Genomic DNA, 21,765 nt, shown 5'->3' with positions numbered 1-21,765 from the left:
ATTGACTTCCCCCACCTCGCTCACGACTATAGGCGTCCCGTGTGGCACCAAAGTGCCGCATACCCGTATTTAGGCCCGGACGGACCTGTGCCCGAACATCACGCGCGATGATGTGCCGCTCCGGAAGATGACTACACGCGTTGAATGCAGTCGTTTTTTACAGCGCCTGAACGAGGATTTTCCGACATGCCTGAAGTAACCCTTACCACCCTCAATGGCCTCAAGGCCAAGGGTGAAAAAATCACCATGCTGACCTGCTACGACGCGACCTTCGCCAAGGCCGCCAGCCAGGCCGGCATTGAAGTGTTGCTGGTGGGCGACTCGCTGGGGATGGTCCTGCAGGGCCACGACAGCACCCTGCCGGTGACCACGGCGGACATGGCCTACCACACCGCCAGTGTCAAACGCGGCAATGACGGCGCGCTGATCCTGGCCGACCTGCCCTTCATGGCACACGCCACCCCGGAGCAAGCCTTTGCCAACAGCGCCACGCTGATGCAAGCCGGTGCCCACATGGTCAAGATCGAAGGCGCTGCGTGGCTGGCCGAAACCATCCGTCTGCTGGCTGAGCGCGGCGTGCCGGTGTGCGCGCACATGGGGCTGACGCCGCAGACTGTCAACGTGCTGGGCGGCTACAAGGTGCAAGGCCGCCAGGAAGCCCAGGCCCGGCAGATGCGCGCCGACGCCATCGCCCTGGAACAGGCCGGTGCGGCCATGCTGCTGCTCGAATGCGTGCCCAGCGAACTGGCGGCAGAAATCACCAATGCCGTGGGCATTCCGGTGATCGGCATAGGCGCCGGCAGCGCCACCGATGGCCAGGTGCTGGTACTGCACGACATGCTCGGCCTGTCGCTGACCGGCCGGGTGCCGAAGTTCGTGAAGAACTTCATGCAAGGCCAGCCCGATATCCACAGCGCCCTCGTCGCTTACGTCGAGGCGGTCAAGCAAGTCAGCTTCCCAGGTAGCGAACACGGGTTCAGTGCATGAATACAGTCAAGACCGTCCGCGAGTTGCGCGCCGCCGTCGCCCGCGCTCGCGGTGAAGGCAAGCGCATCGGCTTCGTGCCGACCATGGGCAACCTGCACAGCGGCCACGCGGCCCTGGTGACCAAGGCTGCGCAGCGCGCCGATTTCGTGGTAGCCAGCATCTTCGTCAACCCGCTGCAGTTCGGCGCCAACGAAGACCTCGACAAGTACCCGCGCACCCTGGCCGCAGACCAGGAGCGCCTGCTGCAGGCCGGCTGCAACCTGCTGTTCGCGCCCACTGTGGAAGAGATGTACCCCGACGGCATGGGCGTGCAAACCCGCGTCAGCGTGCCCCACCTTTCCGAAGGCCTGTGCGGCGCCAGCCGGCCGGGGCATTTCGAAGGTGTGGCCACCGTGGTCAGCAAGCTGTTCAACATGGTCCAGCCCGACCTTGCGGTGTTCGGTGAAAAGGACTTCCAGCAACTGGCGGTGATCCGCGCCATGGTGCGCGACCTGAACATGCCGGTGCAGATCATTGGCGAGCCCACAGTGCGTGCCGAAGATGGCTTGGCGCTGTCGTCGCGCAATGGCTACCTCACGCCGGAGCAGCGTGTCACTGCGCCGGTGTTGTACCGTACGTTGCAGCACATTGCAGCGGCCATCGGCCGTGGCCAACGGGATTTTGCCGCGTTGGTCGCTGATGGGCAGGCGCAGTTGAGTGCGGCGGGGTTGCGCACGGATTATCTGGAAGTGCGCCATGCCGTGAGCCTGCGCCCGGCCGTTATCGATGACCGCGACCTGGTGGTGATTGCGGCGGCTTACCTGGGTAACACGCGGTTGATCGACAACCTTTACCTGCATGTGGAAGATAAGACCGCATAACGGCTTGGGGCTGCTATGCAGCCCATTCGCGGGACAAGCCCGCTCCCACAGGCTCTGCACTATCCCCAGGAAACTCACATCCCGTGTGGGAGCGGGCTTGCCCCGCGAATGGGGCGCAAAGCGCCCCCAAAATCACCCTGCCATACCCATTCCCAGTGCGTGGCCTTTGCCTATAATGATGCCAGCCTGAACCCGGCAATGACTGCCGTGTCCAAGGCATCACCACGCACCAAGGGAACCCCGCGCAATGGCGTATTACCGTACTCCCCACGATGTGACGGCCCTGCCCGCCTGGCAGGCGCTTCAGCAACACCGCGACGCCATGCAAGGCTTCAGCATGCGCGAAGCCTTCGCCGCCGATGCCCAACGCTTCGACCAGTTCTCCCTGAGCTGCTGCGGCCTGTTCCTCGACTACTCGAAAAACCTGATCACCGAACAAAGCCGCGACCTGCTGGTGAACCTGGCCAACGAAGTGGGCCTGCAGGACGCCATCAAGTCGATGTTCAACGGCGAAATCATCAACGCCTCCGAAGGCCGCCCGGTGCTGCACACCGCCCTGCGCCGGCCGGTGGGCGACAAGCTCAGCGTCAACGGCGTGAACGTCATGCCGGAAGTACACAAGGTACTCAACCAGATCACCGAACTGGTCGGCCGCATCCACGACGGCCTGTGGCGCGGTTACAGCGAAAAGCCGATCACCGACGTGGTCAACATCGGCATCGGTGGCTCGTTCCTTGGCCCCGAGCTGGTTTCCGAGGCGCTGCTGCCCTACGCCCAGCGCGGCGTACGCTGCCACTACCTGGCGAACATCGACGGCAGTGAGTTCCACGAGCTTTCGGCCAACCTGCGCGCCGAAACCACCCTGTTCATCGTCTCGTCGAAGTCGTTCAACACCCTCGAGACCCTGAAAAACGCCATGGCCGCGCGCACCTGGTACCTGGCCCAGGGCGGCTCGGAAGCCGAGCTGTACCGCCATTTCATCGCGGTTTCCAGCAACAAGGCCGCCGCCGTGGCCTTCGGCATTCGCGAAGAAAACATCTTCCCCATGTGGGACTGGGTCGGCGGGCGCTATTCGCTGTGGTCGGCCATCGGCCTGCCCATCGCCCTGGCCATCGGCACAGCCAACTTCAAGGAACTGCTGTCAGGTGCCCACACCATGGACCAGCACTTCCAGACCGCGCCGTTCGACAAGAACATGCCGGTGCTGCTGGCCCTGCTGGGTGTGTGGTATGGCAACTTCTGGGGCGCGAACAGCCACGCGATCCTGCCGTACGACCACTACCTGCGCAACATCACCAAGCACCTGCAGCAGCTGGACATGGAATCCAACGGCAAGAGCGTGCTGCAGGACGGCACCCCGGTGAAGACTGATACCGGCCCGGTGATCTGGGGCGGGGTTGGCTGTAACGGCCAGCATGCCTACCACCAGTTGTTGCACCAGGGCACCCAGCTGATTCCGGCCGACTTCATCGTGCCGGTGGTGAGCTTCAACCCGGTGGCCGACCATCACCAGTGGTTGTACGCCAACTGCCTGTCGCAAAGCCAGGCGCTGATGCAGGGCAAGACACGTGAAGAAGCCGAGGCCGAACTGCGCGGCAAAGGCCTGAACGAAGCGGACATCGAGAAGCTGGCCCCGCACAAGGTGATCCCGGGCAACCGCCCGAGCAACACCCTGGTAGTGGAGCGCATCAGCCCACGTCGCCTGGGCGCACTGGTGGCGATGTACGAGCACAAAGTGTTCGTGCAGAGCGTGATCTGGGGCATCAACGCCTTTGACCAGTGGGGCGTGGAACTGGGCAAAGAGCTGGGCAAGGGTGTTTACCAACGCCTGGTCGGCACCCTGGAAGACAGCGCCGAAGACGGCTCCACCCAAGGCCTGATCAACTACTTCCGCGGCCGTCACCGCGGGTGATCCAACGCCTGCACGGGCCTCTTCGCGGGTAAACCCGCTCCCACAGGTACTGCACAAGTTCCAAGCATTGTGCAGTCCCTGTGGGAGCGGGTTCACCCGCGAAGAGGCCAGCACAGGTTGAACACCGCTCCCAGCTACACTGTCCTATCGAAATAGCCGTTGCAGTCCATCGCCCCTTACAAGAGCAGGACCACCCGCCATGTTCGATATCCGCAATTACCCCCAGGCCCTGGCCGTCAGCCAGTCTGCCACCCTCACCCCCGACGACTACCGCCGCCTCTACCGCCAGTCGGTCGACGACCCTGATACCTTCTGGGCCGAACAGGCCAAGCGCCTTGACTGGATCAAGCCCTGGTCAAGCGTGCAGCAGTGCGACCTGAACACCGGCAAGGCTCGCTGGTTCGACGGCGCGCAACTCAACGTCAGCTACAACTGCATCGACCGTCACCTGGCCCAGCGCGGCGAGCAGACCGCCCTGCTGTGGGAAGGCGACGACCCCAACGACTCCAAGGCCATCAGCTACCGCGAACTGCACCGCCAGGTGTGCCGCCTGGCCAACGCGATGAAGGCGCGCGGCGTGAAAAAAGGCGACCGGGTATGCATCTACATGCCGATGATCCCCGAGGCTGCCTTCGCCATGCTCGCCTGCACCCGCATTGGCGCCATCCACTCGGTGGTGTTCGGCGGGTTCTCCCCCGACGCCCTGCGTGACCGCATCCTCGACGCCGACTGCCGCACCGTGATCACCGCCGATGAAGGCGTGCGGGGTGGCAAGCGCATCCCGCTGAAGCAGAACGTCGACAAAGCCCTGGCCAGCTGCCCTGCGGTCAGCAGCGTGTTCGTGGTACACCGCACCGGCGGTGATGTCAGCTGGGCCGAAGGCCGTGACGTCTGGTACCACGAGGTGACGGACAAGGCCGGCGACGACTGCCCCCCCGAACCGATGGAGGCCGAAGACCCGCTGTTCATCCTCTACACCTCCGGCAGCACCGGCAAACCCAAAGGCGTGCTGCACACCACCGCCGGCTACCTGCTGCAGGCGACGATGACCTTCAAGGTGGTGTTCGATTACCGCGACGGCGAGGTGTTCTGGTGTACCGCCGACGTCGGCTGGGTCACCGGCCACAGCTACATCGTCTATGGCCCGCTGGCCAACGGCGCTATATCACTGATGTTCGAAGGCGTGCCCAACTACCCGGACACCTCGCGCTTCTGGCAAGTGGTGGACAAGCATCAGGTGAACATCTTCTACACCGCCCCAACCGCCCTGCGCGCCCTGATGCGCGAGGGTTCCGCACCGTTGCAAGGCACTTCGCGCAAAAGCCTGCGCCTGCTGGGCAGCGTCGGCGAGCCGATCAACCCCGAGGCCTGGGAATGGTATTTCGAGGAAGTCGGGCAAAAACGCTGCCCCATCGTCGATACCTGGTGGCAGACCGAGACCGGCGGCATCATGCTCACCCCGCTGCCAGGCTCGCAATCGCTCAAGCCCGGCTGCGCTACCCGACCGATGTTCGGCGTGCAGCCGGTACTGCTGGATGAGAAGGGCAAGCTGATCGAAGGCCCCGGCGCCGGCCTGCTGGTGATCAAGGCCAGCTGGCCTGGCCAGATCCGCAGCGTCTATGGCGACCACCAGCGCATGGTCGACACTTACTTCAAGCCCATGCCCGGCTATTACTTCACCGGCGACGGTGCCCGCCGTGATGCCGATGGCGACTACTGGATCACCGGGCGCATCGACGATGTGATCAACGTGTCAGGGCACCGCATCGGCACCGCAGAAGTGGAAAGCGCGCTGGTGTTGCATGACAGCGTCGCCGAAGCAGCGGTGGTCGGCTACCCGCACGACCTGAAGGGCCAGGGCGTGTACGCCTTCGTCACGCCCATGAATGGCGTGGCCCCGGACGATGCGCTCAAGGCCGAACTGCTAGCCCTGGTCAGCAAGGAAATCGGCAGTTTCGCCAAGCCCGAGCTGATTCAGTGGGCGCCGGCATTGCCCAAGACCCGCTCAGGCAAGATCATGCGGCGTATACTGCGCAAAATCGCCTGCAACGAGCTGGACAACCTTGGCGATACCTCGACCCTGGCCGACCCCAGCGTGGTACAGGGCCTGATCGATAAACGCCTCAACCAGTAACCGGTGGCCGCTGTCCATGGCCACCCTGAACCTCAGGTCGCCATGGAAGCCCTTCGCCGCCGTATCGAAACCCAGGTCATGAGCCTCACCGGGCTGGCCCTCGGCCAGCTCGACCTGGAATCGCCCAAGGGCGACCCCGGCCTGTTCGGCCCGCACAGCATCAGCTGGCGGGTACATGGCGACTTCCCGAGCATGCTGGTCGGCGGCATCAGCGCACTGATGCTGCAGTTGTTGCACCCGCTGGCCCTGGCCGGCGTGTGGGACCACTCAAACTTCCGTGAAGACCTGCTCGGCCGCCTGCGCCGCACCAGCCAGTTCATTTCCGGTACCACCTTCGGCGCCACCGGCGATGCCGAGTGGCTGATCGACAAGGTGCGCACCATTCACCTTCAGGTCACCGGCACCGCCCCGGACGGCCGCCCCTACGCAGCCAGCGACCCCGACCTGCTGACCTGGGTGCATGTGGCGGAAGTCAGCAGTTTCCTCGCCGCCCACCTGCGTTATCGCAACCCGTACCTGCCGCGCGCCGAACAGGATGCCTATTACAACGAAATCGCCCTGATCGCCGAGCGCCTTGGCGCCCGCGACGTGCCACGTTCGTGTCAGCAGGTCGAAGACTACCTGCAACGCATGCGCCCGCAGCTGCACTGCGACACGCGCAGCCACGAAGTCATGCAGATCCTGCTCGACGCCCCTGCCCCCAGCCGCCTGGCACAGCCAGTAGGCAAGCTGATGCTGCACGCCGGCATCGACCTGCTGCCGGGCTGGGCCCAGGCCATGCTCGGCCTGCAGCACGGGCCCTTGCAACAGCGCCTGATCCGCCTGGGCCTGCAGCGCACCGCACCTGTGCTGCGCTGGGCCATGCGCGACGGCTCGGCGCATCGGGCCAAACGGCGCATGGGCATCGAATGAGGCCAAATGGTCGCCCCTGCGGAACTGATTTAACGTGCCATACTCCAAGCACTCCTGCTTAGACAGACGAAGCGACACATGTACAAAGGACTGACCCGCGCCGCTGGCGCAATTGTGGCCCTGGTAGCCCTCTATAGCCTGCTCGGCTTTCTCATTCTTCCCGGTGTCGCGCTGCGCATCGCCAACCAGCAGTTGGCCCAGTACGCGACCGTGCCGGCCCACCTCGAACGGATCGAACTCAACCCCTTCAGCCTCGAGCTGACGCTGTGGGGTCTGCAGCTTGGCGAGCCGGGCAAGGAGCAAGTCGGTTTCGAGCGGTTGTACGCCAACCTCTCGCTCGACAGCCTGTGGACCAAAGCCCTGCATGTGGAAGCGGTGGAACTCGACAAACCACGCAACGAGGTACTGTTCGCCAAGGACGGTACCCTCAACCTGACCCGGTTGTTCAAGCTGCCCGCCAGTGAGGCCAAACCCGACGAGCCGCCCAGCGACCCGTTCCCACTGCGCATTGGCAGCATCAAGCTGGTCGATGGCTACCTGCACTTCGAGGACCTGCGTCCCAGCGAGCCGATCGAGTTTCTCTACGACAACATGAACCTGGAGCTGAAAAACCTCAGCACCCTGCCCAACGACAATGCCGACATGACGCTGGTGGCCAACGGCCCCAACGGTGGCCGGATCGACTGGAAAGGCACCCTGAGCCTGTCGCCGATCGCCTCCGAAGGCACACTGAAGGTCACCGAAGGCAAGATGAAGCTGTTCTGGCCCTACGTGCGCGATGCCGTGCCACTGGTGCTTGAAGACGGCGTGGTCAGCCTCGATACGCATTACAAGCTCAACCTCGCCAAACAAACCGAACTGCTGCTGGATAACGTGTCCGTACGCATTGCGCCGTTCGCCATCAAAGCCCCGGATGGCCGCCCGTTGGCGCGCCTGGCCAGCCTGGAGGTGAGCGAAACCTCCATCGACCTGGTCAAGCAACTGGTCACCGTGGGCAAGATCCGCAGCGAAAAACTGGAAACCTGGGCGGCGCTGGAAAAAGACGGCCAGCTCGACTGGCAGAAGCTGTTCGCCAGCCAACCGGCCAAGGCCACACCGAAGGAAAAGGCCGAGCCTGCCGCTGCCGAGCCTGCGCCTGAAGAGAAAGCCGCCAACGAACCAGGCAAACCTTGGCAAGTGCTGCTCAAGGACGTGCAACTGCGTAACTACCTGGTGCACCTGGCAGACCGCAGCCAGAAAGATCCGGTAGCCTTGGACATTGGCCCGCTCAACGCCGACCTGCAAGGTTTCGACAGCCTCAACCAGACGCCCTTCACGCTCAAGCTCGATACCGGCGTGGGCAGGCAAGGCAAGCTGCAGGCGGCCGGCCAGGTCAACCTGGCGCCGATATGGGCCAAGCTGGATGTGAGCACCCGCGACATTGACCTGCGTGTGGCCCAGGCCTACATCAACCCGTTCATCCTGCTGGAGCTGCGCAGCGGCATGCTCGCCAGCGACCTCAAGGTCGACCTGAAGAACACCGCGCCACTGGCCTTCACTATTACCGGCAAGGCGCAGGTCAACCAGCTGCATACCCTGGATACCATCAAGAGCCGCGACTTCGTCAAATGGCAGCAGGTGAATGTCGACGGCTTGTCCTACGTGCACGGTGATGCCCTGTCGATCGACAAGGTGACCCTGATGCAACCCTATGCGCGTTTCATCATCAACGAAGACCGCACCACCAACGTCAATGACCTGCTGATCCCGCAACCGGCCGGCGCCCCGGCGAGCAGCCAGGCCAAGCCGGCCTCGGCCAGCAGCGACAAACCACTGGGCATCCACATCGGCCAGATCGACATCAAAGACGGCTCGGCCAACTTTGCCGACCTGTCGCTCACCCCCAACTTTGCCACGGCCGCCCAGCAGCTCAACGGCCAGATCGGCACCATCGACAACCGCAAGCCGCTGCCGGCCAAGGTTGACGTCAAGGGCAAGGTCGACCGTTACGCACCGGTCACCATCAAGGGCGCACTCAACCCGTTCAACCCATTGGCCAGCCTGGACATCGCCACCAGCTTCAAGCGCGTCGAGCTGACCACGTTGACGCCCTACTCCGGCAAGTTTGCCGGCTTTCGCATCCGCAAGGGCCGGCTCAACCTCGACCTGCACTACCTGATTACCAACGGCCAGCTGAAGGCCGAGAACAAGGTAGTGGTGGAGCAGCTGCAACTGGGCGAAAAAGTCGACAGCCCGGACGCCGTCGACCTGCCAATCCGCCTGGCGGTGGCACTGCTGAAAGACACCGAGGGCAAGATCTCGATCGAGCTGCCGGTGACGGGTGATCTCAACAACCCACAGTTCAGCGTGATGCCGATTGTGTGGCAAACACTGCGCAACCTGGTGCTGCGCGCGGCGCAGGCACCGTTCAAGTTCATTGGCGGGCTGATTACCGGCGGTGGCTCGCAAGACCTGGGTAACGTGGCATTTGCCCCGGGCTCCAGCGAACTCACCGGCGATGCCCAGTCGTCACTGGACAAGCTGGCGGCGGCGCTGAAAGAGCGCCCCGAACTACGCCTGGAAATCGAAGGCACCAGCGCCCAGGCCAGCGACGGCCCACTGATCGCCCAGCAACGCCTGGAGCGTGAGTACCAGTCCACCTGGTACAAGATCCTGCAGCGCCGCGGTGACAAGGTGCCGGCCAATGCCTCGATGCTGGTAGTGGACGACAGCGACAAGCCGGCAATGCTGGAAGGCATCTACCGCACGCGCCTGAAGCAGCAACCGCCAGCCGAATGGGAGCAACTGGGCCGCGACGAACGCACCACCAAGCTACGCGAAGCAGTGATCAAGTCGTGGGCCGAAAGCACTGCCCTGCTGCGTACACTGGGCCAGGAGCGGGCCAGCAGCATCAAGGATTACCTGGTGGACAAGGGCAAGCTGGAAGATGACCGGGTGTATTTCATCGATACCAGCCTGGGGCAGCCTGAAAGCGATGGCCGGGTGGTGACGCCGATGCATCTGGATGCCGAGTAATCCCCTCTAGCAGGCTTGGCCTCTTCGCGGGCATGCCCGCTCCCACAGAGATCGCGCACCACCACAGACCTGCGCGATACCTGTGGGAGCGGGCGCGCCCACGAAGAGGCCGGCACAGGCTTCAGACCAACCGCTGCCCTGACACCGCCGGGTGATACAGCGGCTGCACCTTGTTCCCCGCCGGGTCCAGCAAGTGGAAGCTACGCGCCCCGTCACCATGGTTGAACGGCCGGTCGAGCAAGGTCACGCCTCGGGCCTTGAAGTACTGGTACCAGGCCTCCAGCTCCTCCACACTGTCCACAATGAACCCGTAGTGGTCCAGAGTCTGCAAACCGTTGGCCGCCCCCGCCCCACGCCCCAGCGAAAGGTTGTCGTTGCCGCAGGTGAGGTACACCAGGTCTTCATTGGCACGGTTCAGCACTTCCATGCCCAGCACATCGACGTAGAAGCGTTCGCACTCCTCAAGGTTAGGTACCAGCAGGGCAATATGGCGCAGACCATTCAGGCGGCCGGGACGTGCAGGCAATTCAGACATTGGCGAGGCTCCATTTTTGTATACAATTCATAATCGAATTTAAAACAAAAGGAGCGACTTGTGTATAGCCTGTTCATCAAGACCCGTGTGAAGCCCGGTTGCGCCGAGGCTTTTCTGGCAGCGATCAAGGTCAATGCCGCCGCTTCCGTCGCCAGCGAGCCAGGCTGCCTGGTGTTCGATGTGTCCCAAGACCGGGTCGACCCGGAGCTTATCTACCTGTACGAAATCTACCGCGACGATGCCGCGTATGAAGCCCATACCCAGACCGCACACTTTCGCGACAGCCGCCCACTGGTAGAACCGCTGATAGCCGAGCAGCAATGCTTCGAAAGCGATGTGATCGCACGCAACCCGGTGTACTAGCAGGTATGAAAAAGCCCCGGCTCACGCCAGGGCTTTGTGTATAACTGGCCAAATCCGTTTGGCCGAACGGGACAATCCTTATTCGGCTTTCAGGCCATCGGCCGAAACAGCCTTCACGCCTTTGATTTTCTTGGTGATGGAAATCGCCATTTCTTTCTGCGATTCGGTCACGGCGGTGGTCGACGACAGCGACACCACGCCTTTATTGGTTTCAACCTTGATGTCGGAACCCGGGATGCCTTTCTCGGTCAGCAGGTCCGATTTGACCTTGGTGGTGATCCAGGTATCGGAAGTGGCTTCCTTGGCTTTGGTCACCTCACCGGCCGCAAGCGTCATCGGGGCCTGGGTGGACTGTTGGGCGAATGCCGCGTTAGCCATGGTCAGGGTCAGAGCGGTAGCAGTAGCGGCAGCAATGGCGAACTTCTTCATGTGGGTCACTCCTGTTTTTCGAAAGGTCTGCGCCGTATGTCCTGGCGGCAGGTATGAAGGTAGTTGCATGGGCTGTGCCAGCTTTTCCGCTTCGCTTGTTCCCTTATAAATCAACAGGTTAGCAAACAGCCATCAAATGCTGTGTCGTGCATTTTGCAATCAGCGCGGTAAACCTGCATGCAAGATGCAAGTCCGCAAAAGGTTCCCGTACCCCATGAAAAAAGGGCCCCGAAGGGCCCTTTCTTGTGTAGCGTGGCAGTCGCTTAGACGCCCGAGGCCTTGGCCGCGGCAACGTCTTTGATCGACAGCTTGATACGGCCGCGGTTGTCCACGTCCAGTACCAGCACTTCCACTTCCTGGCCTTCTTTCAGGATGTCGGTGACTTTCTCGACGCGAGCATCGCTCAGCATGGAGATGTGCACCAGGCCGTCCTTGCCAGGCAGGATGTTGACGAAGGCGCCGAAGTCGACGATACGCTCAACCTTACCCACGTAGATCTTGCCGATTTCGGCCTCGGCGGTGATGCCCAGGATGCGCTGCTTGGCAGCCTCTGCCGCTTCCTTGGTTTCGCCGAAGATCTTGATCGAGCCATCGTCTTCGATATCGATCGAAGCCTTGGTCTCTTCGCAGATGGCACGGATGGTGGCGCCGCCTTTACCGATGACGTCACGGATCTTGTCGGTGTCGATCTTCATCGCGATCATGGTCGGGGCGTTGGCCGACAGCTCGGTACGCGACTGACCAATGATCTGGTTCATCTGGCCGAGGATGTTCAGGCGCGCTTCCAGGGCCTGGCCCAGGGCGATTTCCATGATCTCTTCGGTGATGCCGTTGATCTTGATGTCCATCTGCAGCGCGGTAACACCTTTGGCGGTACCGGCTACCTTGAAGTCCATGTCGCCCAGGTGGTCTTCATCACCCAGGATGTCGGTCAGAACGGCAAACTTCTCGCCTTCCTTGACCAGGCCCATGGCGATACCGGCAACCGGTGCCTTCATCGGTACACCGGCGTCCATCAGCGCCAGGGAAGCGCCACAGACCGAAGCCATGGAGCTCGAACCGTTGGACTCGGTGATTTCCGAAACCACGCGGATGGTGTACGGGAACACGTCAGCAGCCGGCAGCATGGCCTGGACCGAACGGCGGGCCAGACGGCCGTGGCCGATTTCGCGACGGCCAGCACCGCCCATGCGGCCACACTCGCCTACCGAGAACGGTGGGAAGTTGTAGTGCAGCATGAAGGGGTCTTTCTTCTCGCCTTCGAGGGTATCCAGCAGCTGGGCGTCACGGGCAGTACCCAGGGTTGCAACGACCAGTGCCTGGGTTTCGCCACGGGTGAACAGCGCCGAACCGTGGGTCTTCGGCAGCACACCGACTTCGATGTTCAGCGGACGAACGGTCTTGGTGTCGCGGCCGTCGATACGTGGCTTGCCGTTGACGATGTTTTCGCGAACGGTGCGGTATTCGATCTCGCCGAAGATTTCTTTGACTTCGGAAGCCGAAGGCTGGCCTTCTTCACCGGAGAACTTGGCGATGGCCTGGTCACGCAGCTCGCCCAGGCGCGCATAGCGGTCAGCCTTGACGGTGATGGTGTAACCCTGCGAAACCGCTTCGCCGAACTCGGCGCGGATGGCGTTGAACAGCTCGGTGTTGGCAACGGCAGGTTTCCAGTCCCAGGTCGGCTTGGCAGCTTCGGCAGCCAGCTCTTTGACAGCCTGGATAACAGCCTGGAATTCGTCGTGGGCGAACAGTACGGCACCCAGCATCTGGTCTTCGGTCAGCTCTTGAGCTTCCGATTCAACCATCAGCACGGCGTCGGAGGTACCGGCAACGACCATGTCCAGGCTCGAGGCAGCCAGTTGCTCGTAGGTCGGGTTCAGCAGGTAGCCGGTGCTTTCGTGGAAGGCAACGCGGGCGGCGCCGATCGGGCCTTCGAACGGAATACCGGAAATCGCCAGGGCAGCCGAGGTACCGATCATCGCAGCGATGTCCGGGTCGGTCTTCTTGCTGGTGGAAACCACGGTGCAGACGACCTGCACTTCGTTCATGAAGCCTTCTGGGAACAGCGGACGGATCGGACGATCGATCAGGCGCGAGGTCAGCGTCTCTTTCTCGGAAGGACGGCCTTCACGCTTGAAGAAGCCACCCGGGATCTTGCCGGCGGCGTAGGTCTTTTCCTGGTAGTGAACCGACAGCGGGAAGAAACCCTTGCCTGGATCAGCCTGTTTGGCGCCTACCACAGTCACCAGCACGGTGACGTCGTTGTCGACGGTAACCAGCACGGCGCCGGTTGCCTGACGGGCAATACGGCCCGTTTCGAGAGTAACGGTCGACTGACCGAACTGGAATGTCTTGATTACCGGGTTCACGGTTTCCTACCTTTTTCAGTGGCTCTGGGGGAACTGGTTTCTTGCGAATTTGTGGGCAGAACGGGGAATCGGCCCCATTGACCGTCCAGATACAACACGAGGCTGGGAGCCTGGTTAGAGAGCGGAAAACCGCTCCACTTCACCAGGCTGCCAACCTCGGAGATACGCACGGCGTGCCCATAGACAACGCTGCCAGGCAGCGCTGCCAATGCATGAGACACGCCATGCACACCACTGACCAGGCCGCTATTAGCGACGCAGGCCCAGGCGACCGATCAGGGCGCTGTAACGAGTGGTGTCTTTGCCCTTCAGGTAGTCCAGCAGCTTACGACGCTGGTTTACCATGCGGATCAGGCCACGACGCGAGTGGTGGTCTTTACCGTTGGCCTTGAAGTGGCCTTGCAGCTTGTTGATGTTCGCGGTCAGCAGAGCAACCTGAACTTCCGGGCTACCAGTGTCGCCAGCAGCTTGCTGGTAGTCGGTAACGATTTGAGCTTTTTCTTCAACGCTGAGGGCCATGTGGCTTCTCCTGATAACGGATCCCGCAAGCGGGGTCCAATAGGCCAGGGACAAATCCCTGTATTAATAAAAAAGGTGTGACCGTGCCTACTGACAGCCACCCTTGATTCCGTAGCGCTCGGCCGAAGCCTCACCCCACGGTTTCGGTCATTCCGACCGAATCAGCCGACGCGGCGCAATGCGCCCGTCTTCGCTCACTTCACCGATACCGATGAAGCGCGCATTGTGATCCTGTACCCGGACCATGCCAAACTGTGGCGCGTCCGGTGCGCGTACCGCCTGCCCATGCAGCCAGTAGAACGCACTGTGCTCGGACAGGCACACCATGGGCCAGTCCTGCAGACCGCTGTCCGAGGGCATCAGGAAGCGATCGAGCGCTTCGTTGCCGCCTTCGGCGTGGGCCTGTTCGAGCGCTTCGAGGGTGACCGTCTGTGCCAGCGCGAAGGGCCCGGCCTGGGTCCTGCGCAGCTCGGCGACATAGGCGCCGCAACCAAGGGCCTCGCCGATATCCTCCACCAGGGTGCGGATATAGGTGCCTTTGCTGCATCCTACGGTCAACCGTGCACGGGTGCCTTCACACTCCAGCAACTCCAAGCGGTTAATAGTAACAGAACGCGCCTCGCGCTCCACTACCTCTCCTGCACGCGCCAGTTTGTAAAGTGGCTGGCCGTCACGCTTGAGCGCCGAGTACATGGGCGGTATCTGGCTGATCGGGCCACGAAAACGTGGCAGCACCGCTTCGATGTCGGCACGACCAACGGTCACGTCGCGGGTCTGCAGCACCTCACCTTCGGCATCGCCGGTGTTGGTAGTCTGCCCCATCTGCATGACGGTTTCGTAGCCCTTGTCGGAATCGAGCAAGTACTGCGAAAACTTGGTCGCCTCGCCGAAGCACAGCGGCAGCACGCCGGTTGCCAACGGGTCGAGGCTACCGGTGTGGCCAGCCTTTTCCGCGTTGAGCAGCCAGCGCACTTTTTGCAGGGCGGCGTTGGACGTGAAGCCCAAAGGCTTGTCGAGCAGGATGATGCCGCTGACATTGCGGCGGATACGTTTGACCTGGGCCACCGCTTACTCCTTGGTGTCCAGCTCGTCGGTATCCTTGTGCAGGCGGTCTTCGGCCACTGCACGCTCGATCAGCGCCGACAGGTGCACACCGCGGCTGACGCTTTCATCGAAGTGGAAGTGCAGCTGCGGCACGCTGCGCAGTTGCATCGAGCGGCCAAGGTGCAGACGCAGGAAGCTGGCAGCACTGTTCAGTGCCTTCAGCGACTGCTTCACGGCATCTGGCGTTTCCTCGCCCATGACGGTGATGAACACCTTGGCATGGCCCAGGTCACGGCTGACGTCCACGGCGGTGATGGTAACCAGACCGACACGTGGGTCCTTGACTTCGCGACGGATCAGCTCGGCCAGCTCGCGCTGCATCTGATCGCCGATACGTTGGGTACGGCTGTATTCTTTGGCCATTCTTGCTACCTGTAACTTAAAGCGGCAAACGCCCGGTCAGACCAATGCCTGACCGGGCGCTACCTGAAGAGGTGCCGCAAACCGCCCTGTAGCGGCGGTTTGCGGCTTGCTCGCCCTTAGAGGGTACGAGCCACCTGGACTTTCTCGAAGACTTCGATCTTGTCACCGACCTTGACGTCGTTGTAGCTCTTGACGCCAATACCGCACTCCATGCCGTTACGCACTTCGGCGGCGTCGTCCTTGAAGCGACGCAGCGATTCCAGCTCGCCTTCGAAGATAACCACGTCTTCGCGCAGAACGCGGATCGGACGGTTACGGTACACGGTACCCTCGATGACCATACAGCCAGCGATGGCGCCGAACTTCGGCGAACGGAACACGTCACGCACTTCGGCGACACCCAGGATGTTCTCGCGAACATCGCTGCCGAGCATACCGGTCAGGGCCTTCTTGACGTCTTCGATGATGTCGTAGATCACGTTGTAGTAACGCATATCCAGACCTTCCTGCTCGACGATCTTGCGCGCGCCGGCATCGGCACGCACGTTGAAGCCGAACAGTACTGCATTCGAAGCCAGCGCCAGGTTGGCGTCGCTTTCGGTGATACCACCCACACCGCCACCGATCACGCGTACCTGGACTTCGTCGTTGCCCAGGCCGCCGAGCGAACCGTTCAACGCTTCCAGGGAACCACGCACATCGGTCTTGAGGACGATGTTGAGGGTCTTCTTCTCTTCCTGACCCATGGTCTCGAAGATGTTTTCCAGCTTGCCAGCGTGAGCACGGGCCAGCTTGACCTCGCGGTACTTGCCTTGACGGAACATGGCAACTTCGCGGGCTTTCTTCTCGTCGGCAACCACGGACAGCTCGTCACCGGCTTCCGGGGTACCGTCCAGGCCGAGGATTTCGACCGGGATCGACGGGCCGGCTTCCTTCACAGGCTTGCCGTTCTCGTCGAGCATGGCACGCACGCGGCCATAGTTGGAACCGCACAGCACCATGTCGCCCTGACGCAGCGTACCGTCCTGAACCAGGATGGTGGCCACTGGGCCACGGCCCTTGTCCAGGCGCGATTCGACGACCACACCACGACCTGGAGCGGTCGGGGTTGCGCTCAGCTCGAGGATCTCGGCCTGCAGCAGGACGGCTTCGAGCAGTTCGTCGACACCGGTACCCATCTTCGCCGAAACCTTGACGAATGGCGTGTCACCACCCCATTCCTCGGAGGTTACGCCTTCGACGGACAGTTCGTTGCGGATGCGATCGAGGTCAGCACCTGGCTTGTCGATCTTGTTCACCGCAACCACCAGCGGAACGCCAGCTGCCTTGGCATGCTGAACGGCTTCGCGGGTTTGCGGCATCACGCCGTCGTCCGCCGCCACCACCAGGATGACGATGTCGGTCGCCTTGGCACCACGTGCACGCATCTGGGTGAAAGCTGCGTGGCCCGGGGTGTCGAGGAAGGTGACCATGCCACGGTCGGTTTCCACGTGGTAGGCACCGATGTGCTGGGTGATACCACCGGCTTCGCCTGCGGCAACCTTGGCACGACGGATGTAGTCGAGCAGCGAGGTCTTACCATGGTCAACGTGACCCATGACAGTAACCACCGGTGCACGCGACTCGGTCTGGCCTTCGAATTTCAGCGATTCGGCCAGGGAGTCTTCCAGGGCGGTGTCGCTGACCAGGGTGACCTTGTGGCCCAGCTCTTCTGCGATCAGCTGAGCGGTTTCCTGGTCGAGTACCTGGTTGATGGTAACCGGGGTGCCCATCTTGAACATGAACTTGACGACTTCAGCGCCCTTGACGGACATCTGGTTGGCCAGTTCGGAGACCGTGATGGTCTCGCCGATGGTCACGTCACGGATGACGGGGCCGGTCGGGTTCTGGAAGCCATGCTGGTTACGCTTCTTCAGCTTGCCCTTGCCACCACGACCGCGACGAGCGCCATCGCTCTCTTCGTCGGTGGTACGCGGAGCAGCACGCGGAGTCGGGGCCTTTTCCTTTTCCTTGACCTTGACCTTGATCGACACACGAGGCGCCTCGCCACGACGACGATCGTCATCACGGGTGCGGCTTTCGTTGCGACGGGTCTCGTCTTTCTTGCGCTCGGCAGCACGGGCTGCAGCGTCTTCGGAGGCCGGGGCGTCAGCGACTACCGGGGCCGGGGCAGCGGCAGGTGCCGGCTCTGGCTTGGCAGCAGGCGCAGGGGCGGCTACAGCAGAGTTGGCTGCCTGACGGCGAGCCTGATCTTCGTTGCGCTGGCGAACATCGGCGTCAACCTTGTCGCGAGCGGCGTTTTCGGCCGCGCGGCGCTCTTCCACTTCACGCTTCTGCTCAGCCTGGATTTCTTCCGGGCTGCGCTGCACGAATACTTTCTTCTTGCGTACTTCTACGCTAATGCTCTTGCTACCGGCGACACGCAGGGTGCTGGTGGTTTTGCGCTGCAAGGTAATCTTGCGCGGTTCTTCCGCCTTGCTCTTATGGCTGCTTTTCAAATGAGTCAGCAGGGTCTGCTTCTCATTGTCGGTCACTACCTGACCGGCGTCGGTGTGCGGCAGACCTGCCTCACGCATCTGCTGCAGCAGGCGCTCTACCGGTGCCTCGACCTCTTGGGCCAGTTCTTTCACCGTGACTTGCGTCATGCACTTCTCTCCTCAGGCCGCGCCTAATTACTCGAACCAATGGGCTCGGGCGGCCATGATCAACTTGCCGGCACGCTCTTCGTCGATGCCGTCGATGTCGAGCAGATCGTCGATCGACTGCTCGGCCAGGTCTTCGCGGTTAACCACGCCGCGCACCGCCAGTTCAGCCGCCAGGTCTTTGTCCATACCCTCAAGAGAGAGCAGGTCTTCGGCCGGGTGGGCGTCTGCCAGTTTTTCTTCGGTAGCGATGGCCTTGGTCAACAAACGGTCCTTGGCTCGAGCGCGGAGCTCATTGACGATATCTTCGTCAAAGCCATCGATGTTGAGCATTTCTTCCAACGGTACGTAGGCAATTTCTTCGAGGCTGGTAAAGCCTTCGTCGACCAGCACTTGGGCCAGCTCCTCGTCGACTTCCAGTTCATCGATGAAATTGCGCAGGATGTCACCTGTTTCGGCCTGCTGCTTGGCCTGAATGTCCTTCTCGGTCATCACGTTCAGCGTCCAGCCGGTCAACTGACTGGCAAGACGAACGTTCTGACCGCCACGACCAATGGCCTGGGCCAGGTTATCCTCGGCGACGGCGATGTCCATGGCATGGGCATCTTCATCAACGATGATCGCCGCGACTTCAGCCGGCGACATGGCGTTGATGACGAACTGCGCCGGGTTATCGTCCCAGAGGACGATATCCACACGCTCACCACCCAACTCCCCGGATACAGCTTGGACGCGCGAACCACGCATGCCGATACAGGCGCCTTGCGGGTCGATGCGCTTGTCCTTGGAGCGGACGGCGATCTTGGCTCGCGAACCCGGATCACGGGAAGCAGCCATGACTTCAATGAGGCCCTCGGCAATTTCCGGCACTTCAATGCGGAAAAGCTCGATCAGCATCTGCGGCGCGGTGCGCGACAGGATCAGCTGAGGACCACGGTTTTCAGTGCGAATTTCCTTGAGCAGTGCACGCAGGCGCACACCCACACGGAAGGTTTCGCGCGGAATGATATCTTCGCGGGCCAGCAAGGCCTCGGCGTTGTTGCCCAGGTCAACGATGACGTTGTCGCGGGTAACCTTTTTGACGGTACCGGAGATGATCTCGCCTACGCGTTCGCGGTAGGCATCGACCACCTGGGCACGCTCGGCCTCACGGACCTTCTGCACGATGACCTGCTTGGCGGTCTGGGCGGCGATACGACCGAACTCGATGGACTCGATCTTCTCCTCGATCACGTCACCAATCTTGGCTTCGGGATGAGTGTCCTTGATCTTGTCCAGCCAGGTTTCGATCGCCGGATCATCAAGATCGGCTTCGTCGACCACGGTCCAGCGACGGAAGGTCTCGTAGCTACCGGTGTGGCGGTTGATTTCCACACGCAGATCGACTTCGTCTTCAAAACGTTTTTTGGTCGCAGTGGCCAGGGCCACCTCCAGCGCTTCGAAAATGACGCCGGGCGGTACACCTTTTTCGTTGGATACCGATTCAACAACCAGCAGTACTTCTTTGCTCATCGTACGCCTCGCCTTGCGCAAGCCATTGGGCCCGGATAGTCCGCCGGGCCCGGCACGTCTCAGTCAAAACTGGGAATAATATTGGCCTTGTCGATCGAGTCGATCGGCAGCAGGAACTCCTGATTGTCCACCTGGACCACCACATCCTGCTCCTCCACACCGCGGAGAAGGCCCTGGAAGTTACGACGACCCTCGAAGGGTGAGCGCAGCTTGATCTTCACTTGTTCGCCGGCATGCGAGGCAAACTGTTCCAGAGTGAACAGTGGGCGATCCATGCCTGGAGAAGACACCTCGAGGGTGTACTCACTGCTGATTGGATCTTCCACATCGAGAACGCCGCTGGCCTGACGACTGACCGCTTCGCAGTCTTCCACCAGGATGCCGCCTTCCTTGTCGATGTAGATGCGCAGTACCGAATGCTTACCCTGGGAAACGTATTCGATCCCCCAGCACTGATAGCCCAGACCCTCGACAACCGGGGCCAACAAGGCCTGCAACTGTTCTAGCTTGCTCGACACCTGAACCCCCTCGTGCATGCTGTGCAAATAAAAAATGGGCAAAGCGCCCATCCCTGAAAGCGCCGTTGGACAACGACGCCGAAAACTGTTCGGTTAGCAAAAAGCCCCTGAAAAGGGGCTCCGCTGAAGCTGGTTGCGGGGGCTGGATTTGAACCAACGACCTTCGGGTTATGAGCCCGACGAGCTACCAAGCTGCTCCACCCCGCGACAAAGCTGGGGCGAAAGTATAAGACCGAACCCTGTTAAGGGTCAAATCCAAACGTTCACCTACAAGAAAGCCCGCTAAAGCGGGCTCTCAAGCTTCAATTGGTACCGAGAAGGGGACTCGAACCCCTACACCCTATGGGCACAACCACCTCAAGGTTGCGTGTCTACCAATTCCACCACCTCGGCAATATTACTACTTGAAACCCGTTACTTCTGCTCTTGAGCCGGAGGAGGTACATCACCAGCGTTATTGGTGGTTTCGCTCTTCTGCTGTTGGAGCACCGGTACATCATCATTAACTGCCGGTTTCTGCGGCTCTTTCACTTCTAGCACTGCTGGATCTGGAAGACCTGCTTGGCTAAGCTGGTGAGCTTGTTGCTTCGCGAAGTATCCTAACCCAAGTGCTGTCAAAAAGAAAGTGGCAGCGAGTATAGCAGTGAATTTACTTAGGAACGTTGCAGAGCCCTGGCTCCCGAACACGGTGTTTGAAGCACCCGCGCCGAAAGATGCACCTGCTTCCGCACCCTTACCCTGTTGCAACAGAACCAGCACTACAAGCGACAGCGCTGCCAACAGATGAAAAACAACGATGACTGTTTCCAGCATTTGTTCAGTTTCCTGCGGCGCGACAAATTGCACCGAATTCGTCTGCGTTCAGGGAAGCCCCACCAATGAGACCCCCATCGATATCCGGCATGCCGAACAGTTCGGCCGCATTGGCCGCCTTCACGCTGCCGCCGTAGAGCAGCTGCACCTTCGCAGCCACTTCAGCATCTTCTGCCGCCAGCTGGCCGCGGATGGCGGCGTGCACATCCTGGGCCTGCTGTGGCGTGGCCGTCAGGCCGGTGCCGATGGCCCATACAGGCTCATAGGCAATTACTGCATTGGCAAAAGCCGTAACACCGAATGCCTCGATGATACTGCTTAGTTGACGCCCGACAACTTCGAGCGTTTTGCCAGCCTCGCGCTCTTCAAGGGTTTCCCCGATGCAAAGCACTGGCTTCAAACCTTTGGCCTGGGCCGCTGCAAACTTGCGATTGAGCACTTCGTCAGTTTCACCAATGATCTGGCGACGCTCCGAATGACCAACCAACACCAACTTGCAACCTGCCTCGACCAGCTGCGCCGGAGCAACTTCCCCGGTCAGCGCACCCTGTTCGGGTTGTACAGCAGAATTCTGTGCGCCGACAGTAATTTCTTTACCTGCCAGGCCATCGATCACTTGATTGATGAACAGGGCCGGCGGAAATACTGCGACTTCCACTTCGCGCGGCAAGGCGAGATTGCTCAAGCCTTCGGTCAGCTCAGCGACGCTAGCGCGGGTACCGTGCATCTTCCAGTTACCAGCTACCATAGGGCGACGCATGCTTTACCTCGTCGGTCA

Annotated in this window: 18 protein-coding genes and 2 tRNA genes; 7 read left to right on the top strand and 13 right to left on the bottom strand. The window is 61.4% G+C overall.

Annotated features, from left to right (window positions below; all coding sequences use genetic code 11):
- The first annotated feature begins 186 nt into the window (after nucleotides 1-186).
- From panB to N805_RS25970, 6 genes are all read left to right on the top strand, one after another.
- Nucleotides 187-987 (top strand): 3-methyl-2-oxobutanoate hydroxymethyltransferase, encoded by an 801-nt coding sequence (gene panB / locus N805_RS25995; protein WP_019470466.1) that lies wholly within the window; start codon nucleotides 187-189, stop codon nucleotides 985-987.
- A complete protein-coding gene (gene panC / locus N805_RS25990; protein WP_019470465.1) occupies nucleotides 984-1,847 on the top strand; it encodes a pantoate--beta-alanine ligase in 864 nt (287 codons plus the stop codon). The genes panB and panC overlap by 4 nt, the downstream gene beginning before the upstream one ends.
- Nucleotides 1,848-2,094: 247 nt before the next feature.
- The gene (pgi, locus tag N805_RS25985) at nucleotides 2,095-3,759 is read left to right on the top strand and encodes a glucose-6-phosphate isomerase (protein WP_019470464.1); all 1,665 of its coding nucleotides are present in this window, start codon (nucleotides 2,095-2,097) and stop codon (nucleotides 3,757-3,759) included.
- A 199-nt stretch (nucleotides 3,760-3,958) separates the two neighbouring features.
- A complete protein-coding gene (acs, locus tag N805_RS25980; RefSeq protein WP_019470463.1) occupies nucleotides 3,959-5,893 on the top strand; it encodes an acetate--CoA ligase in 1,935 nt (644 codons plus the stop codon).
- Nucleotides 5,894-5,935: 42 nt separating this feature from the next.
- Complete coding sequence (locus N805_RS25975) at nucleotides 5,936-6,805, top strand: oxygenase MpaB family protein (RefSeq protein WP_019470462.1); 870 nt, start codon at nucleotides 5,936-5,938, stop codon at nucleotides 6,803-6,805.
- 78 nt (nucleotides 6,806-6,883) lie between these two features.
- Nucleotides 6,884-9,820, top strand: coding sequence for a DUF748 domain-containing protein (locus N805_RS25970; RefSeq protein ID WP_019470461.1), 2,937 nt, complete (start codon nucleotides 6,884-6,886; stop codon nucleotides 9,818-9,820).
- Nucleotides 9,821-9,941: 121 nt separating this feature from the next.
- On the opposite strand, the gene N805_RS25965 is transcribed toward N805_RS25970, so the two are convergent.
- The gene (locus tag N805_RS25965) at nucleotides 9,942-10,355 is read right to left on the bottom strand and encodes a VOC family protein (protein ID WP_019470460.1); all 414 of its coding nucleotides are present in this window, start codon (nucleotides 10,353-10,355) and stop codon (nucleotides 9,942-9,944) included.
- 60 nt (nucleotides 10,356-10,415) lie between these two features.
- Here N805_RS25965 and N805_RS25960 point away from each other — a divergent pair, with 60 nt between their 5' ends.
- The gene (locus N805_RS25960; protein ID WP_019470459.1) at nucleotides 10,416-10,718 is read left to right on the top strand and encodes a putative quinol monooxygenase; all 303 of its coding nucleotides are present in this window, start codon (nucleotides 10,416-10,418) and stop codon (nucleotides 10,716-10,718) included.
- Between the two features lie 78 nt (nucleotides 10,719-10,796).
- Here N805_RS25960 and N805_RS25955 read toward each other — a convergent pair whose 3' ends face one another.
- The 12 genes from N805_RS25955 to tpiA form a co-directional block, all read right to left on the bottom strand.
- Nucleotides 10,797-11,147, bottom strand: coding sequence for a BON domain-containing protein (locus N805_RS25955; protein ID WP_019470458.1), 351 nt, complete (start codon nucleotides 11,145-11,147; stop codon nucleotides 10,797-10,799).
- 263 nt (nucleotides 11,148-11,410) lie between these two features.
- Complete coding sequence (gene pnp, locus N805_RS25950; RefSeq protein ID WP_019470457.1) at nucleotides 11,411-13,516, bottom strand: polyribonucleotide nucleotidyltransferase; 2,106 nt, start codon at nucleotides 13,514-13,516, stop codon at nucleotides 11,411-11,413.
- A gap of 249 nt (nucleotides 13,517-13,765) precedes the next feature.
- Nucleotides 13,766-14,035, bottom strand: coding sequence for a 30S ribosomal protein S15 (gene rpsO / locus N805_RS25945; RefSeq protein WP_016489163.1), 270 nt, complete (start codon nucleotides 14,033-14,035; stop codon nucleotides 13,766-13,768).
- A gap of 147 nt (nucleotides 14,036-14,182) precedes the next feature.
- On the bottom strand, nucleotides 14,183-15,100 hold the full coding sequence (truB, locus tag N805_RS25940) for a tRNA pseudouridine(55) synthase TruB (RefSeq protein WP_019470456.1): 918 nt from the start codon (nucleotides 15,098-15,100) through the stop codon (nucleotides 14,183-14,185).
- Nucleotides 15,101-15,103: 3 nt separating this feature from the next.
- On the bottom strand, nucleotides 15,104-15,502 hold the full coding sequence (gene rbfA / locus N805_RS25935) for a 30S ribosome-binding factor RbfA (protein ID WP_016489165.1): 399 nt from the start codon (nucleotides 15,500-15,502) through the stop codon (nucleotides 15,104-15,106).
- Nucleotides 15,503-15,618: 116 nt separating this feature from the next.
- Nucleotides 15,619-18,147, bottom strand: a complete 2,529-nt coding sequence (gene infB, locus N805_RS25930) for a translation initiation factor IF-2 (protein ID WP_019470455.1) — start codon at nucleotides 18,145-18,147, stop codon at nucleotides 15,619-15,621.
- A gap of 27 nt (nucleotides 18,148-18,174) precedes the next feature.
- Nucleotides 18,175-19,656, bottom strand: coding sequence for a transcription termination factor NusA (nusA, locus tag N805_RS25925; protein ID WP_016489167.1), 1,482 nt, complete (start codon nucleotides 19,654-19,656; stop codon nucleotides 18,175-18,177).
- A gap of 59 nt (nucleotides 19,657-19,715) precedes the next feature.
- A complete protein-coding gene (gene rimP / locus N805_RS25920) occupies nucleotides 19,716-20,174 on the bottom strand; it encodes a ribosome maturation factor RimP (protein WP_026034352.1) in 459 nt (152 codons plus the stop codon).
- A gap of 130 nt (nucleotides 20,175-20,304) precedes the next feature.
- Nucleotides 20,305-20,381 (bottom strand) — tRNA-Met (locus tag N805_RS25915).
- 100 nt (nucleotides 20,382-20,481) lie between these two features.
- Nucleotides 20,482-20,567: transfer RNA gene (locus N805_RS25910), tRNA-Leu, on the bottom strand.
- A gap of 21 nt (nucleotides 20,568-20,588) precedes the next feature.
- On the bottom strand, nucleotides 20,589-20,987 hold the full coding sequence (gene secG / locus N805_RS25905; protein WP_019470453.1) for a preprotein translocase subunit SecG: 399 nt from the start codon (nucleotides 20,985-20,987) through the stop codon (nucleotides 20,589-20,591).
- Nucleotides 20,988-20,991: 4 nt separating this feature from the next.
- Entirely contained in the window at nucleotides 20,992-21,747 is a 756-nt protein-coding gene (gene tpiA / locus N805_RS25900) for a triose-phosphate isomerase (protein ID WP_019470452.1), read from the bottom strand.
- Nucleotides 21,748-21,765: the final 18 nt, after the last annotated feature.

Origin of the sequence: Pseudomonas putida S13.1.2, from assembly GCF_000498395.2 — a bacterium.
Classification (GTDB): Bacteria; Pseudomonadota; Gammaproteobacteria; order Pseudomonadales; family Pseudomonadaceae; genus Aquipseudomonas; species Aquipseudomonas putida_Q.
The sequence above is the reverse complement of the archived record's forward strand: the minus strand, read 5'-3'. Positions and strand labels throughout refer to the sequence as shown.